The sequence below is a fragment of the Nocardioides sp. L-11A genome, from assembly GCA_029961745.1.
Lineage (GTDB): Bacteria > Actinomycetota > Actinomycetes > Propionibacteriales > Nocardioidaceae > Nocardioides.
Window position 1 is genome coordinate 5,256,168 of sequence record CP124680.1, and the last position, 14,273, is coordinate 5,270,440.

The window sequence follows — 14,273 nt, forward strand, 5'->3', positions numbered from 1 at the left end:
CCTACTGGTCGGGCCCGAACCGCTGCTCCAGCAGGTCGATCATGTATCTCGGCCGGTCGCTGATCACGGCCGTCACCCCGAGGTCGAGACAGCGCTCGAGGTCCTCCTCCTCGTTGACCGTCCAGACGTGGATGTCGCGACCGCTACGGGCGATCGACTCGCCGACCCGCGGGTGCTCGCGCAGCATCTTGATGCCGGGACCGACGGTCCAGTCGCCGCCGATCACCCGCCGGACCATCTGCCAGTAGTTGGGCTTGTCGAGCAGTTGGACCAGCTGGATCTCGGGCGCGAGCCGCTCGACGCGCTGCAGCGCGGTGAAGGAGAAGCTCATCACCCGCACCGGCGCGCCGGCCTGGTCCCAGCCGAAGTCCCGCAGCATCTCGACGAGCCGCTTCTCCACCAGGCCGCCGTACCGCGTCGGGTGCTTGGTCTCGATCGCCACCTCGACCCGGCGGTCGTAGTCCGCGACGGTCTCCAGGAGCTTGCGCAGGGTGAGGACGCCACGCAGATTCTCGTCCTCCTCGGGCGCCTCGTCGTCGAGGTCCGCCCACGGGTTCTTCCAGGCGGCGAAGTCGAGCTCGGAGAGGTCCGCGAGGTCCATCGTCGACACGATGCCCTTGTTGGCGGCGGTGCGGCGCAGGTCACGGTCGTGCACGCAGACCAGGTGGCCGTCGGCGGTGAGCCGGACGTCGCACTCCAGGCCGTCGGCGCCGGCGTCCAGCGCCTCCAGATAGGCACCCAGGGTGTGCTCGGCGAGCTCGTGACTGGCGCCGCGGTGGGCGACCACCTGCGGTCGGACGGTGGGCACGCCCCGATTGTGGCAGGTCCGGCGGCCCCCGGTCCCGAGGCGTGGCCTCAGGGTCGGATCCGGGTCGGACCGGGGTCGTTCCCCGATGTCCGGCCCGCGCCGGCGAGGCACGCTGGGGTCATGAGCAACTACGAGAGCTACCCCGCCCCCCACGGTCCGTCCGCGCCGCGCCGGCTGACCCGACGCGAGCAGGACAAGATGGTCGCCGGCGTGTGCGCCGGCGTCGCCGCGCACGTCGGCATCGACATCACCGTCGTTCGGCTGCTGATGGTCGCCGCCACGGTCTTCACCGGCGGCGCCGGCATCCTGCTCTACCTCGCCGGCTGGTGGCTGATGCCCCGCGGCTGAGCGAGGCGCCTACCCTGACCAGGTGTCCGCGCCCGCACCCGACCACGCGCTCGTCGCCCGGCTCCGTGCCGCGGGGTGCGTGTTCGCCGAGGAGGAGGCCGAGGTGCTGCGGACCTCCGCCTCCTCGCCCGCGCACCTCGAGGACCTGGTCCGGCGCCGGATCGCCGGCGAGCCCCTGGAGTACGTCGTCGGCTGGGTCGCCTTCGACGGCGGCCGGGTCGCCGTCGAGCCGGGCGTGTTCGTCCCCCGCCAGCGCACGGCGTACCTCGTCGAGCTGGCGGCCCCGCCCCTCGCCCGCGGCGACACCGTCCTCGACCTGTGCTGCGGCACCGGAGCGCTGGGCCTCGCGCTCGCCCGACGGGTGCCCGGCCTGGTCGTGCACGCCGGCGACATCGACCCCGCCGCGGTCGCCTGCGCGGCGCGCAACCTCGCGGAGGTCCGTGGGACCGCGGCAGTCGGCGACCTGGCCTCGGCATTCTCGCCCGTCCTGCGCGGCACCGTCGCCGTGATCGTCGCCAACGTCCCCTATGTCCCGACCCACGCCGTGGCCCTGATGCCGCCCGAGTCCCGTGACCACGAGCCGCGCGGCACGGTCGACGGCGGCCCGGACGGGCTCGACCTGCTCCGCCGGGTCGCGGCTCTCGCGCCCGGCTGGCTGCGCCCCGGAGGCACCGTGCTCTCCGAGGTCTCCCGCGCCCAGACCCCCTCCGCCCGCGCCGCCTTCGCCGACGCCGGTCTGGCCGCCACCGTCCATCACGACGAGGAGCGGGAAGCGACCGTGGTGTCCGGCCGAAGGTCCTTGTAACTAAGTGTTACATCACGAATTTCAGTGCACCAGCACCCGGGTAGTAGCCACAGCACCGAGGTAGTCGAACGGCAGGCGGCCTCGGGCCGACGCGGCCCCCGACCCACTTGTGCACCCAGCCGATGGCGCATCCGCGGCGAGTCCACACGCGCCCCGAGCCATCTACCCGGGCGCTGTGGCTACTACCCGGGCGCTGTTGCACCGTTTTTTGTGCTGTAACCCTTAGTTACAAGTGCGGGGCGTCAGCTGAGGAGGAAGCGGGGCGCGAGCGCGGCGCCGACGGCGGTGAGGTGCTCGACCAGGGCATCGGCGTCGACCTCGACCAGGCCCGAGCGCCAGGCGAGGACGGTCTCGACGAAGCCGCCGATGCCCAGCAGCACACTGACCCGCAGGCCGGTCTCGTCGGCGTCGGGACGCAGGTGGGGACGCGCGAGGTCGATGAGCAGGTCGACCGCCATCTGGATGGTCTCGCGGCGGCGCTGCTCGAGGACCGCGCTGCCGGCGTGGTCGCCGAAGATGATCTGCGCGCGCTGCGGCTCATCGCCGATGTGGTGCACCACGACGAACAGCGCGGCGCGCAGCTGGACCAGCGGGTCGTCGTCGGCGTGCGGCTCGATGGCGCCCAGCAGCATGGCGAGGGTCTCGTCGCGCACCTGGTCCCACAACGCCGCGAGCAGGGCGTCGCGATCGGCGAAGCTCTCGTAGAAGTACCGGTCGGTCAGGCTCGCCCGGGCGCACACGCCGCGCATGGTGACCGCCGCCCAGCCACTCTCCTGCCAGATCTCCAGGGCAGCGGCGACCAGGGCCGCGCGGCGCTCGGCACGGCGCTCGTCGGCCGACTTGCCGGCGTACCGACGGCGCGGGGCGCGAGCTGCAGCTTCCACCCGAGCATCTTGACGGCAGGCGCCCTCAGAATGCAATGTGAGGGCATGCGCCTTCAGAATTCGGGCTCGTCCCGCGGCTCCGCGCGCAGCCGGTTGGCGGCCACGGTGACCGCCCGGACCCTGCGCCCGCTGACCACGGCGATCCCGCTCAACCGCGCGGGCATCCGGTTCTCCCGCCGGCTCGTCGCCGGCAGTCTCGCCGCGTTCGGGCCCCCGCTGCGCGGCAGCCGGACGGTCCGGGTCACCCGGCCCGCGGCGAGCGGCCCGTCCGTCCGCGGCGAGTGGGTCCGCGGCCCCGGGGCCGAGCGCGAGGACGCCGTGCTGCTCTACGTCCACGGCAGCGCCTTCACGATCTGCTCGGCCCGCACCCACCGCGGCCTCACCACCCGGCTGTCCGCCCGCACCGGCCTCCCGGTCTTCGCCTGCGACTACCGGCTGGCGCCCTCCCACCGCTTCCCCAGCGCTGCCGACGACGTCCGAGCGGCGTACGACTGGCTGCTCGGGGAGGGCCACGACCCGGCCCGGATCGTGCTCGCGGCCGACTCCGCCGGCGGACACCTCGCCGTCGACCTGGCTCTCGAGCTGATCCGCGAGGGTCGTACGCCGCCCGCGGCCCTCGTCGCGTTCTCGCCGGTGCTCGACCTCTCGATGTCGCTGGCCGCGGCCCGGGAGCGGATGCGCCCGGACCCGATGATCTCCGCGGCCAAGGCGGCGCGGATGCTCGACCTGTACGTCGCCGGCCACGACCCGAGGGCCGCCCGGCTGGCGTTCACCTTCGACGGCGCCGACCGGTTCCCGCCGACGCTGGTGCAGGCCGGCGGTGCGGAGATGCTCGCAGCCGACGCGATCGAGCTCGCCCGCGGCCTGTCGTCCAGCGGCGCCGACTGCCGCCTGGAGATCTGGCCCGACCAGATGCACGTCTTCCAGGCGCTGCCCCGGATCGTGCCGGAGGCCGATCGCGCGCTCGACGTCGCCGCCGCCTTCGTCGACGACCAGCTCGAGGTCCAGCGGCGCCGCAGCGCACTGACCCTCGTCCGACCCGCCCAGGAGGCCTGACATGGGACACCGCCGCACCCGGGACGCCGACGCCGTCGTGACCGGGGCGGGCAGCGGCATCGGCCGCGCCTTCGCCCGCGAGCTCGCCCGCCGCGGCGGGCGCGTGATCTGCGCCGACCTCGACGAGACCCACGCCAAGGAGACCGTGGCCGCGATCGCGGCGGCCGGCGGCGAGGCGCTCCCGGTCGCCTGCGACGTCGCCGAGATCGCCCAGGTCCAGCGTCTCCACGACACCGCGCTCGACTGGCTCGGCCGGGCCCCGCGCCTGGTGGTCAACAACGCCGGCATCGGCGCCGGTGGCCGGACGGTCGGCGACGCTCCCCTGGCCGACTGGCAACGGACCCTCGGCGTGAACCTGTGGGGTGTCATCCACGGCTGTCACGTCTTCGTGCCGACCCTGCGGGCGGCGGGCCGCGGCGGCGTCATCAACGTCGCGTCCGCCGCGGGCTTCACCGCCGCACCCCGGATGGGCGCCTACAACGTCAGCAAGGCAGGCGTCGTCAGCCTGTCCGAGACCCTGGCCGCCGAGCTGGCGGGCACCGGCATCGCGGTCACCGTGCTCTGCCCGACCTTCGTCAGGACCAACATCTTCGACGGCGACCTGATCGACCCCGCCGCTGCCGGCCTCGCCCGCCGCATCGCCAAGCTGGTGGGCTTCTCCGCCGAACGGGTCGCTCGCACCACACTCGACGCCCACGACAAGGGCCGGCTGTACGTCGTCCCGCAGCTCGACGCGCAGCTGCTCTGGCGCACCAAGCGCCTGCTCCCCGCCCCCTACACCCGCGTCGCCGGCCTGCTGGGCCGGTTCGCTCCCGACGAGGAAGGTGCCGACCGATGACCAGCACGACCACGAGCACGACCACGTCCGCGACCACATCCGCGGCAACATCCGCGGCCACACGCACGACCTTCGACTTCGACCGGATGCTGCAGACCATCAAGGACAAGCAGTGGTCGCTGGCCGACATCGACTGGGACGCGCCCGGCGCCGAGACGATGACCGACGAGCTGCGCGCCAAGATGCAGCCCTTCATGGCCGACCTGGTGTGGATCGAGCACGTCGGCGCCCGGGGCTTCGCGTCGCTGGCGAAGAAGGCGCCCACGCCGACGATCCAGCGGATCTACGAGTACTTCCACGCCGAGGAGCAGAAGCACGCGAACGCCGAGCTGGCGCTGATGAAGCGCTGGGGCATGCTCGACGCCGACGGCAACCCGCCCGAGCCGAATATCAACGTCAAGCTCGCCATCAAGGTCCTCGACGACTACGGCGACACGCTGCCGCTGACCGGCCTGGCCACCCTGATCCCGCTGCTGGAGTGCGCGCTCGACGGGGCGCTGGTGAAGTTCCTGCTCGACGAGGTCACCGACCCGGTCTGCCACGAGGTCTTCCGGCACATCAACTCCGACGAGGCCCGGCACATCACCGTCGACTTCCAGGTGCTGGAGCTGATCGGCGCCGGCCCCCTGCACAAGCTGCTCATCGAGTCGATCGCGCTGCTGCAGCCACAGGTGGTGCTCGGCCTGATTGTCGTGTTCACGCCGCTGATCAACAAGATGCGCGACAACATCGTGGCGATGGGCCTGCCCGAGCAGAAGCTCTACCACGCCGTGAGGAGGTTCGTCACGATCGGCTCCCGCGGCGCGCACACCGGCCGGATCCCGGCGTACCACGTGCTCAAGGCGCAGGCCGCGATGGTGGTCGACCGCACCTCGCCGTACCACCGGCTGCTCGCGGACCCGATGGTGAAGCTGACCTCCTTCGTCCCCGCGAAGGTGCTCGGTCGTCCGCAGTCCTGGGTGGACGAGCTCACCCACGAGCCGGTGGCCTCGTGACCGCCCCGGCCGGCGGGTACGCCGGGGAGCTGATCCGCGGCGACGCCTGGCGCGGCCGCGCCTTCACCGGCCTGGCGGTGGCCGTGATCGCGCCGGGGCGTGAGGCGGCGGTGATCGTCCCGGAGCTGGTCCGCACCGCCCGCGCGGTCAAGGTGTTCCAGGAGGAGCCGGACTGGCTGCTGCCCCTGCCGCTCCCGCTGCCCGGCCGGCTCGCCCGCCCGGCGGCGCGGATCGGCCTGCGGCTCGCCGTCCGCGACCCGTGGACGCGGCGCCGGCTCACCCCGGACGCCCGGTTCAACCGGCACCGCCCGCGGGTCGACGGCCGCTACTACGCCGCGCTGCAGGAACCGCACTGCACGCTGGTCTCCTGGCCGGTCTACGCGCTGGTGCCCGGCGGGGTCCGCAGCGCCGAGGGCATCGAGCACCACGTCGACTGCATCGTCCTCGGCGAGAGCGCCGCCCGGCGAGAGGACCTCTGCGCATGAGCACCACCACCACGCCCGACCACGAGGTCGTCATCGTCGGGGGCGGATTCTCCGGCATCGGCGCCGCGATCCTGCTGTCCCGGGCGGGCTTCGACGACTACCTGCTCCTCGAGGCCGGCGACGGCCTCGGCGGCGCGTGGCACTGGAACACCTATCCCGGCGTGGCCGTCGACATCCCCTCCTTCAGCTACCAGTTCTCCTTCGAGCAGGTCGCCGGCTGGTCGCGGGTCTACGCCCCGGGGCGGGAGCTCAAGGCGTACGCCGAGCACTGCGTCGACAGGTACGACGTGCGCCGGCGCACCCGGCTGCGCACCACGGTCACCGCCGCGTCCTTCGACGACGAGGCCCATCTGTGGCGGCTGGAGATCGAGGGCGGCGCCCCCATCACGGCCCGCTACGTCATCGGCGCGACCGGGGTGCTCACCCAGCCGAAACTGCCCGACATCGACGGGATCGCCGACTTCGCCGGGACGGTCATGCACACCGCCCGCTGGGACCACAGCGTCGACCTGACCGACCGGCGGGTGGCGGTGATCGGCACCGGGGCCTCGGCCGTGCAGGCGATCCCCCACCTCGCCGCCGCCGCGCGGCACCTCACCGTCTTCCAGCGCACGCCGATCTGGTGCCTGCCCAAGCCCGACGCGCCCCTGCCCACGCCGGCCCGGATGGCGCTGCGGATGGTGCCCGGCGCACGCCGGATGAGCCGGCTGGCCAGCCAGAGCTTCGTGGAGGCCACCTTCCCGGTGGCCGCCCACTTCGCCGGTCTGGTGCCGGTCGCCGCGGTGGGCGAGCGGATCGGCCATGCCTATCTGCGCCGCGCCGTCCGCGATCCCGGGACGCGGGCGAAGCTGACGCCGGCGTACGCCCTCGGCTGCAAGCGGCCGAGCTTCTCCAATGCGTACCTGCCGACCTTCAACCGCGCGAACGTGACCCTGGAGACGGCGGGCATCGCGAGCGTCACCACCACGGGCGTGCGGACGGTCGACGGCGGCGAGCACGCGGCCGACGTACTGGTGCTGGCGACCGGCTTCAAGGTGTTCGAGAAGGGCAACATGCCGCCGTTCGCGGTGCGCGGCGCCGACGGGCTCGACCTGGAGAAATGGTGGGAGGAGAACCACTTCCAGGCCTACCAGGGCGTGAGCGTGCCCGGCTTCCCGAACTTCTTCACGATCCTGGGGCCGTACGGCTACAACGGCTCGTCGTACTTCAACCTGATCGAGACCCAGAGCGCCCACATCGTGCGCGCCCTGCGCCGCGCGCGGCAGGTCGGCGCCACCCGGGTCGAGGTGACTCCCGAGGCCAACGCCGCCTATCTCGCGAGCGCGCTGGGGCGCCGGCGCCACCAGGTGTTCTTCCAGGAGTCGTGCGGGCTGGCCAACAGCTACTACTTCGACGCCCATGGGGACGTGCCCTTCCGGCCGGCGACCACACTGGAGACGATGTGGGCGGCGCGGAGGTACCCGCTCGACGCCTACGCGTTCACCGGCTGACCTCGTACGGGCGACTCCGGCGGTCCGGTTCAACTACCGAATTCGTCGCCGATCCGGCGGATTCACGACGAACTCGGTAGTTGCGCGGTGCACCACGAGCCCGCCCCGGATCAGCCGAGCGCGAGCGTCGCGGCGGCCCAGCGACGGCGCAGCCACCGGTCGTGGGAGGCGAGGACGATGGTGCCGGGGCTGGTGCCGATCGCCTCCTCCAGCTCGGTGACGAGCGCGAGCGAGAGGTGGTTGGTGGGCTCGTCGAGCAGCAGCAGGTCCGGCTCGGTGGCGACGGCGATCGCCAGCGCCAGCCGGCGTCGCTGGCCCACCGACAGGAGGACCACAGGCTTCGGATGCTCCCGCGGGTGGAGCAGGCCGAGGTCGCGCAGCGGGCGGCGTACGGCGAGGTCGGGGCCGACCGACCGCTCGTAGGTCGCCTGCGCGGTGGCCGTGAGATCCGGGAACAGCGGATCCTGGGTGAGCTCGGCGACCCGCTGCGCGCCGATCCACACGTCGCCGCTCGTCGGCGCGATCCGGCCGGAGAGTACGCCGAGCAGGGTCGACTTGCCCGACCCGTTGGCACCGGTCACCAGCAGGTGCTCGCCAGCCGCGAGGTCCAGCACCGGCAGCCGGAGCCGTCCCGCCACGGCCAGGTCGCGCACGGTGACCGCCCGGGCGCTGCCGGCACCCCCGGCCGTCAGCCCGGTCGCCAGGCGCAACGGCACCGGCGGCCTGCGGACCTGGCTGCGCTCGGCCTCCTCGAGCCGTCGCTCGGCGTCGCGCTTGCGCCGGGCCAGTGCGCGGTCGACGTTGGCGCCCTTGAAGGCGTGGATGAACTTGTCGTTGTCGCGCGGGCCGCGACCGGGAGCGACGGCGCCCTTGTCGATCCGGGCGGCCTCGCGCAGTCGCTCCAGCTCCTCCTGCTGCTGGGCGTAGGTCTCCTCCCAGCGGCGGCGCGCGGCGGCCCGCGCCGCGGCGTACGCCGTCCAGCCACCGCCGTGCCTGCGCCCGCCGCGACCGTCGGTGCCCATCCCGACCGGGTCGAGATCGACCAGGTCGGTGCAGACCTCGTCGAGCAGCACCCGGTCGTGGCTGGTGAGCACGACGACGCCGGGCAGCTCGCGTAGGAAGGCCGCGAGCAGGGCGACCGCCTCGTCGTCGAGATGGTTCGTGGGCTCGTCGAGCAGCAGGCACTGCGGCCGCCGGGTCATCAGCGTGGCCAGCGCGAGCCGGGTGCGCTGGCCACCGGACAGACTGCCCACCCGCCGGTCCGGGGCGAGATGGTCGAGGCCGAGCTGCTCCGCGGCCAGGAGCGCGCGCCGGTCGGCGTCCCAGGCGTCGTGGGCGAGGGCGAGCTCGAGCGCGGCGGCGTACTGGTCGGCGACCGCCGGATCGTCGAGCCGGTCGGCCAGTCGCTCGACCGCGGCCACCGCCTCGCGCAACGGCAGCAGCGCGGTGGCGAGGACGTCGGCGATCGTGTCCGCGTCGGCGAACGGTGGCTCCTGGGTGAGGAACGCCAGGTCGGCCGGCGGCTCGATCGTGCCGGTCACCTGCGCGATCGCGGGCAGGTCGCCGGTGACCGCGCGCAGCAGCGTGGACTTGCCCGCGCCGTTCTCGCCGATCAGACCGATCCGCCGCCCCGGCGGGGCGACCAGGTCGATCCCGTCGAGGACGGTCCGGCGACCGTAGGCGACGGTGAGGTCGCGGACGACGAGCGGGGCGAGCGACGAGGTGGTGAGCGCTGACATGGCTGATCCGATCGGTGACGGGGTCGGACTCGCCGGGCGCAGGCCGGGACGCTGAGGTCTCCGGACGGCCGCGGTCGCGAGTCGGGTCAGGCGAGGATCAGCATGATGGGACAAGCCTACGTCCCGGGTGGTCGGGGAAGCGAGCCGATATCCCGACCGGGGTCGTACCCGGCATTCGGGTCGCGAAGCGTCCGGTCCGACGACCCGATTGCCGGGTACGACGGGGGCCAGGTGGGGGAGGAGAGGTCGGATCAGATCCCGTCGAGGATCCGCGCCCGCGTGGCGTCGTACTCCTCGCGGCTGACGAGGTCGCGCCGCAGCAGGTCGTCGAGCTCGGCGAGCCGCTCGGCAGGCGTCCGCTCGTCCACCGGTACGGCGGCCGCGGGTGCCGTCAGTGACGACGGAGCCGCCGGGACGATCGGGGCGGCGTCCCAGTCGATCTGCCACTCCCCGCTCTCCGGGTCGACCAGTGCCGGGAGGTCGCCGGCGTATAGGAGCGGCAGCCGGATGTCGGGCACCACGGTCCGGCTCTCCACCTCGAACGGGGTGAGGTCGTCGCCGTGGAGCTGGAGGCGCAGCTTGACCAGTGGCTGGTCGTTGACGCGCACATTGGTCTGCTCGAACGACAGCACCCGGGCCCGGGCGGGGCGCCCCCGGGTGCGCAGCCGGTAGAGCTTCTGTGCGGAGCGGTAGCGGCCGCGGCCGAGGAGGAGGCCGATCACCACGTCGAGCGCGGTGATGCCGACGCCGGTGGGCAGGAGCCAACTCGTCTCGGGACCGTCGGAGACCAGACCCATCACGAGGAAGATCGGTCCGACGACACCGGCGACGAGCAAGAACAGCACGGGAGGCAGCACGCTGCCCACCAGCGACGGCGGCTTGGGGGCGTCCCGCGGAGCGACGGTCATGGCGCCCAGCGTAGAGCTGATCGCGCCGCTCGCGGGACGACGCGGTCAGGCCTTCTTCAGCCGCGCGATGACGCCGTCGATGTCGCGCTGCAGCATGTCGCGGCGCACGAAGTGGGCGCCGGGCAGCTCGTGCCACTCGTGCGGGATGCCCTGCGCGGCGAGCAGGCTGCGGAACTCCCGCTGCCCGGCCCGGACCGGGGTCTCGTTGATGTCCTCGTCGAGGCCGCAGACCAGGAAGATCCGCTTGTTGAGATAGCTGTTGAGCCGCTGCACCGGGTTGTCGGCAGTGACGCGCGCCTCGTCCCAGAAGGGCGCGCCGTAGACCGTGCCACCGGCCAGCTCGACGGCAGCCGAGCTGGTGTTCGCCCAGTGCACGACCAGGCCGGCATCGCGGCGCAGGCTCGCCGGGCCGGAGTGGGAGCTGACGGAGGCGAAGTGCCCGTAGTACTTCGCGGTGTACTTCAGCGCGCCGAAGCCGCCCATCGAGAAGCCGGAGACCGCACGGCCGTCGTACTCGGCGTAGGTGCGGAAGTTCGCGTCCACCCAGGGGATGAGCTGGTTCATGTGGAAGCTCTCCCAGTTGCGGGGTCCGCTGAAGGAGCTCACCGGGTTGCTGTACCAGCCCGCGCCGCCGCCGTCGGGCATGACCACGATCAGCTTGCGACCGGCGGTGAGCCCGATGATGTCGTCCTCCATGTGGAACTTGCGGAAGTCCTGCAGACCGCCGTGGAGCAGGTAGAGGACCGGGTAGCGGCGCCAGTTGGTGCTGTAGTAGTCGTCGGGGAGCAGGACGTTGACCCCTGGCTGCCAGCCGATCTGGGCGGTCGCGAAGCGGAAGTAGTTCAGCCGCCCGAACACGCCCTGATCGGTGATGGTGAGGCCGAAGCCGTTGCCCGCGGCGCTCGCGGGCGAGGCGAGGCCGGGAAGGCCGATGGGGGCCATCGCGCCGACGGCGGCCGCCCCTCCGGCGAGCTTGAGCAGGCGGCGTCGATCCAGTGTCCGGTTGGCGTCCATCGGGTCCTCCGATTCGGGGTCATGTCGAGTCATGCGGGGTGGGACCAATATCCGCGCGAGGAACCGCACGCGACCAGGGCCGAGGAGGCCAAGGTCGTTGTCATTCGGGGCCAGCGGAGGTAGGAAGTGGCCCATGACCGAGTGGTTCGACCAGCCCGTGGTGCCGGTCGGCTACGGGTTGCTCATCGAGGAGGTGGCCGCCTCCTTCGGCGTCGGGACCGAGCTCCTGGCCGCGGCCGGCCTGTCCGCGACGGCGTTCGCGGACCCTCAGGGCCGGCTCACCCCGCTCCAGGCCGGCCACCTGCTGCTGCACGGTATGAACCTCACCCGGGAGCCCGGGCTGGGCTACGAGATCGGGCTCCGCAGCAGCCTGACCTCGCACGGCATCATGGGGTTCGGGCTGCTGACCTCCGCGACCCTGCGCGACGCGATCGAGCTGGGGGTGGAGTACAGCGGTGTCCGACTGCCGATGCTGACACTCGGCCTCGTCCTGGACGGCGGCCAGGCCGCGGTCGACGTCCGCGAGACGCGTCCGCTCGGCGACGTGCGCCAGTGCATGTTCGACCTCTTCCTCACCGGTCTCGCCCGGATGACCCCGGCGCTGACCGGGCGCCCTCAGGGCGACGTCGAGCTGTGGTTCGAGGGCGCCGAGCCGGATCACTTCGCGCGCTACCGCGACCGTCTGCCGCCCGCCCGGTTCGGCACCGGCGTGCACCAGGTGCGCTTCCCCGTCGAACGCCTCGACGAGCGGCTCGACACGGCCAACGCCGTCGCCGCCCGGCTGGCGCAGGAGGAGCTCTCCGGGGAGCGCGACCGGATCGGCCTGACCGACGACGTCGTCGCGCGGGTGCAGGCACTGCTCGGCGCCCGCGGCGCCGGCTTCGGGTTGGAGGCCGTCGCTGCGGCGATGCACATGTCCACGCGCACCCTCAAGCGCCGCCTGCACGCCACCGGCACCACCTTCCACGACCTCTCGACCGAGGCCCGGCGCGCCGAGGCGCTGCGGCTGCTGCGCGGCTCGGCCATGGGCGTCGAGGACATCGCCCGGCTCCTCGGGTACGCCGACCCCAGCAACTTCGTGCGCGCGTTCAAGCGTTGGACGGGGCGGACCCCGGGCGCATACCGCCGCGCGGAGCAGGCGGCGGAGGACGGACCCGACCGCTGAGTGATTCCGAGGTCTCGCACGCTCGCTCGCACGATCCCACGGAATCAGTCATCTAGGTGTGTCTCTCACATCGGCGCCGTCGCGAGCGGCGTTTCCGGCCGATCTGGCAAGGCGGCGGAGCGACGTCGTGCCGGATCGCCCTTCGAGCGACGCCAACGCAGCCGGATCGAGTCGGAAGCGTCGCGTAGCAGGCGGGGATCGGGGAGACGCGCCCTAAGCCTGGGTGCGGAGGTAGCGCCCGAAGTGGGGGACCGTGAACGCGATCCGGCCGCGCTCGCCGGAGTAGATCAGGCCCTTCTTGAGCAGTGCGTCGCGGGCCGGCGAGAGCGACTGGGGCTTCTTGCCGAGCACCCCGGCGACGTCGGCGGTGGCCACCGAGCCGACCGGGTCCTCGACGCCGTCGTCGGAGGAGGCCACCGCGGCGTCGGCCATCGCCCGCAGATAGTCGCGCTCGGCCGGCGTCGCGCGCTCGTAGCGGGAGCCGAAGAAGCCGACCGCCAGCTCGGCCTCCGCCTCCGGGCCGGCGACGGCGACGTCGTCGGCGGTGATCGGGGTGCGGGGCGCGAGGTCCCACACGGAGCGGCCGTAGGCCTGGATGAAGTACGGGTAGCCGCGCGTGGCGTCGTACATGGCGGCCAGGGCCTCGGGCGTGAACGCCGCCTCCTCCTCGGCGGCCGGCGCGACGAGGGCCCGGTCGGCGGCCTCGCGCGAGAGACGGTCGATGCGCTGGTAGGAGAACAGCCGCTCGGAGTAGGACTTGCTCGCCGAGAGCACCGCCGGCAGGTGCGGCAGTCCGGCGCCGACCACGATGACGGGCAGGCCGTTTTGGCTGAGCTCGTGACACGCGGCGCAGAGCGCGGACACGTCGGTGGCGCCGAGGTCCTGCATCTCGTCGATGAACACCGCGACGCCCTTGCCGGCGTCGGCCGCGAGCCCGCCCACGTCGGTGAGCAGCTCGACCAGGTCGATCTCGACGTCGCCGGAGTCGGCGCGGCCGCGGACGGCGGGGACGGAGATCCCCGGCGACCACCGGTCGCGCAGCTTGGCATCCGCGCCGGCCTCGCGCTGGGCGAACGAGCGGATCACTCCGAGCACGTGGGTGGCGCCGTCGTCCCCGGGCTCCTGGGCGGCCGGCCCGAGCTCGCGCACGGCCTGGTGCAGCGCCGAGGAGAGCGGCCGGCGCAGTGACTGGTCGGGCCGGGCCTCCAGCTTGCCGGTGCCCCAGCCCTTGCGGACCGCCGCCGAGCGCAGTGCGTTGAGCAGGACCGTCTTGCCGACGCCGCGCAGCCCGGTGAGCACGAGCGAGCGCTCCGGACGGCCACGGGCGACCCGCTCGAGGACGACCTCGAAGGCCGCCAGCTGCTCGTCGCGGCCCGCGAGCTCGGGCGGGCGCTGCCCGGCGCCGGGTGCGTACGGGTTGCGGATCGGGTCCATGATCCGACGGTATCGGCCTCTCTAGCGGGTTCCTTATACATCGCTAGCGTGTCGGATCATCGGTCTGGGACCGGCGCCGGTGGGCACCGCGGAGACATGGATCCGGTGCTCTTCGCCTGGTCGGTCGCGCTGATCGTGACCGCCGGCACCCTCCCGGCCGGGGTGATCCGCGCCCTCGCCTACCGATCCGGCTCGGTCGACCACACGCCGGGCATGCGGACGGTGGCGCTGGTCGTCCTCGGGATCGGCCTCGTCGGCCTGGTCTGCCTCGTCTCGCTGAGCGTCGCGCTGATCGCGGCCTGAT

At 73.0% G+C, this 14,273-nt stretch carries 15 protein-coding genes; 9 read left to right on the forward strand and 6 right to left on the reverse strand.

The window, feature by feature from the left end; genetic code table 11:
- Position 1: 1 nt before the first annotated feature.
- Complete coding sequence (locus tag QJ852_25175) at positions 2-808, reverse strand: glycerophosphodiester phosphodiesterase family protein (GenBank protein ID WGX96424.1); 807 nt, start codon at positions 806-808, stop codon at positions 2-4.
- A 120-nt stretch (positions 809-928) separates the two neighbouring features.
- Here QJ852_25175 and QJ852_25180 point away from each other — a divergent pair, with 120 nt between their 5' ends.
- On the forward strand, positions 929-1,156 hold the full coding sequence (locus tag QJ852_25180) for a PspC domain-containing protein (GenBank protein WGX96425.1): 228 nt from the start codon (positions 929-931) through the stop codon (positions 1,154-1,156).
- A 22-nt stretch (positions 1,157-1,178) separates the two neighbouring features.
- The gene (locus tag QJ852_25185) at positions 1,179-1,961 is read left to right on the forward strand and encodes a putative protein N(5)-glutamine methyltransferase (GenBank protein WGX96426.1); all 783 of its coding nucleotides are present in this window, start codon (positions 1,179-1,181) and stop codon (positions 1,959-1,961) included.
- Positions 1,962-2,203: 242 nt separating this feature from the next.
- Here QJ852_25185 and QJ852_25190 read toward each other — a convergent pair whose 3' ends face one another.
- Positions 2,204-2,845, reverse strand: a complete 642-nt coding sequence (locus QJ852_25190) for a TetR/AcrR family transcriptional regulator (GenBank protein ID WGX96427.1) — start codon at positions 2,843-2,845, stop codon at positions 2,204-2,206.
- A gap of 45 nt (positions 2,846-2,890) precedes the next feature.
- On the opposite strand from QJ852_25190, the gene QJ852_25195 reads away from it, so the two are divergent.
- Genes QJ852_25195 through QJ852_25215 form a run of 5 tightly spaced genes read left to right on the forward strand, consistent with a single transcriptional unit; the run spans position 2,891 to position 7,709 of the window.
- Complete coding sequence (locus QJ852_25195; protein ID WGX96428.1) at positions 2,891-3,901, forward strand: alpha/beta hydrolase; 1,011 nt, start codon at positions 2,891-2,893, stop codon at positions 3,899-3,901.
- A gap of 1 nt (position 3,902) precedes the next feature.
- Positions 3,903-4,739, forward strand: a complete 837-nt coding sequence (locus QJ852_25200) for an SDR family NAD(P)-dependent oxidoreductase (protein ID WGX96429.1) — start codon at positions 3,903-3,905, stop codon at positions 4,737-4,739.
- Complete coding sequence (locus QJ852_25205; protein WGX96430.1) at positions 4,736-5,734, forward strand: ferritin-like domain-containing protein; 999 nt, start codon at positions 4,736-4,738, stop codon at positions 5,732-5,734. The genes QJ852_25200 and QJ852_25205 overlap by 4 nt, the downstream gene beginning before the upstream one ends.
- Entirely contained in the window at positions 5,731-6,219 is a 489-nt protein-coding gene (locus tag QJ852_25210; GenBank protein WGX96431.1) for a hypothetical protein, read from the forward strand. The genes QJ852_25205 and QJ852_25210 overlap by 4 nt, the downstream gene beginning before the upstream one ends.
- Complete coding sequence (locus tag QJ852_25215; GenBank protein ID WGX96432.1) at positions 6,216-7,709, forward strand: NAD(P)/FAD-dependent oxidoreductase; 1,494 nt, start codon at positions 6,216-6,218, stop codon at positions 7,707-7,709. Before QJ852_25210 ends, QJ852_25215 begins: the two co-directional genes overlap by 4 nt.
- A 110-nt stretch (positions 7,710-7,819) precedes the next feature.
- On the opposite strand, the gene QJ852_25220 is transcribed toward QJ852_25215, so the two are convergent.
- From QJ852_25220 to QJ852_25230, 3 genes are all read right to left on the reverse strand, one after another.
- The gene (locus tag QJ852_25220) at positions 7,820-9,448 is read right to left on the reverse strand and encodes an ABC-F family ATP-binding cassette domain-containing protein (protein WGX96433.1); all 1,629 of its coding nucleotides are present in this window, start codon (positions 9,446-9,448) and stop codon (positions 7,820-7,822) included.
- A 251-nt stretch (positions 9,449-9,699) separates the two neighbouring features.
- The gene (locus QJ852_25225) at positions 9,700-10,356 is read right to left on the reverse strand and encodes an SHOCT domain-containing protein (GenBank protein WGX96434.1); all 657 of its coding nucleotides are present in this window, start codon (positions 10,354-10,356) and stop codon (positions 9,700-9,702) included.
- Between the two features lie 45 nt (positions 10,357-10,401).
- Entirely contained in the window at positions 10,402-11,370 is a 969-nt protein-coding gene (locus tag QJ852_25230; GenBank protein WGX96435.1) for an alpha/beta hydrolase-fold protein, read from the reverse strand.
- Positions 11,371-11,503: 133 nt separating this feature from the next.
- Between QJ852_25230 and QJ852_25235 the strand changes: the two genes are divergently transcribed.
- Entirely contained in the window at positions 11,504-12,535 is a 1,032-nt protein-coding gene (locus tag QJ852_25235; GenBank protein ID WGX96436.1) for an AraC family transcriptional regulator ligand-binding domain-containing protein, read from the forward strand.
- A 213-nt stretch (positions 12,536-12,748) separates the two neighbouring features.
- Here the strand turns inward: QJ852_25235 and QJ852_25240 are convergent, their stop codons facing one another.
- Positions 12,749-13,969 carry an ATP-binding protein gene (locus QJ852_25240; GenBank protein ID WGX96437.1) on the reverse strand — a complete coding sequence of 407 codons (1,221 nt, stop codon included), beginning with the start codon at positions 13,967-13,969 and terminating at the stop codon, positions 12,749-12,751.
- A gap of 96 nt (positions 13,970-14,065) precedes the next feature.
- On the opposite strand from QJ852_25240, the gene QJ852_25245 reads away from it, so the two are divergent.
- Entirely contained in the window at positions 14,066-14,272 is a 207-nt protein-coding gene (locus QJ852_25245) for a hypothetical protein (GenBank protein WGX96438.1), read from the forward strand.
- Position 14,273: the final 1 nt, after the last annotated feature.

Coding starts and splice junctions, on each gene's coding strand:
- QJ852_25180 (WGX96425.1), top strand. CDS start 929: ATGAGCAACTACGAGAGCTACCCCGCCCCCCACGGTCCGTCCGCGCCG.
- QJ852_25195 (WGX96428.1), top strand. CDS start 2,891: ATGCGCCTTCAGAATTCGGGCTCGTCCCGCGGCTCCGCGCGCAGCCGG.
- QJ852_25200 (WGX96429.1), top strand. CDS start 3,903: ATGGGACACCGCCGCACCCGGGACGCCGACGCCGTCGTGACCGGGGCG.
- QJ852_25205 (WGX96430.1), top strand. CDS start 4,736: ATGACCAGCACGACCACGAGCACGACCACGTCCGCGACCACATCCGCG.
- QJ852_25215 (WGX96432.1), top strand. CDS start 6,216: ATGAGCACCACCACCACGCCCGACCACGAGGTCGTCATCGTCGGGGGC.
- QJ852_25220 (WGX96433.1), bottom strand. CDS start 9,448: ATGTCAGCGCTCACCACCTCGTCGCTCGCCCCGCTCGTCGTCCGCGAC.
- QJ852_25225 (WGX96434.1), bottom strand. CDS start 10,356: ATGACCGTCGCTCCGCGGGACGCCCCCAAGCCGCCGTCGCTGGTGGGC.
- QJ852_25230 (WGX96435.1), bottom strand. CDS start 11,370: ATGGACGCCAACCGGACACTGGATCGACGCCGCCTGCTCAAGCTCGCC.
- QJ852_25235 (WGX96436.1), top strand. CDS start 11,504: ATGACCGAGTGGTTCGACCAGCCCGTGGTGCCGGTCGGCTACGGGTTG.
- QJ852_25240 (WGX96437.1), bottom strand. CDS start 13,969: ATGGACCCGATCCGCAACCCGTACGCACCCGGCGCCGGGCAGCGCCCG.
- QJ852_25245 (WGX96438.1), top strand. CDS start 14,066: ATGGATCCGGTGCTCTTCGCCTGGTCGGTCGCGCTGATCGTGACCGCC.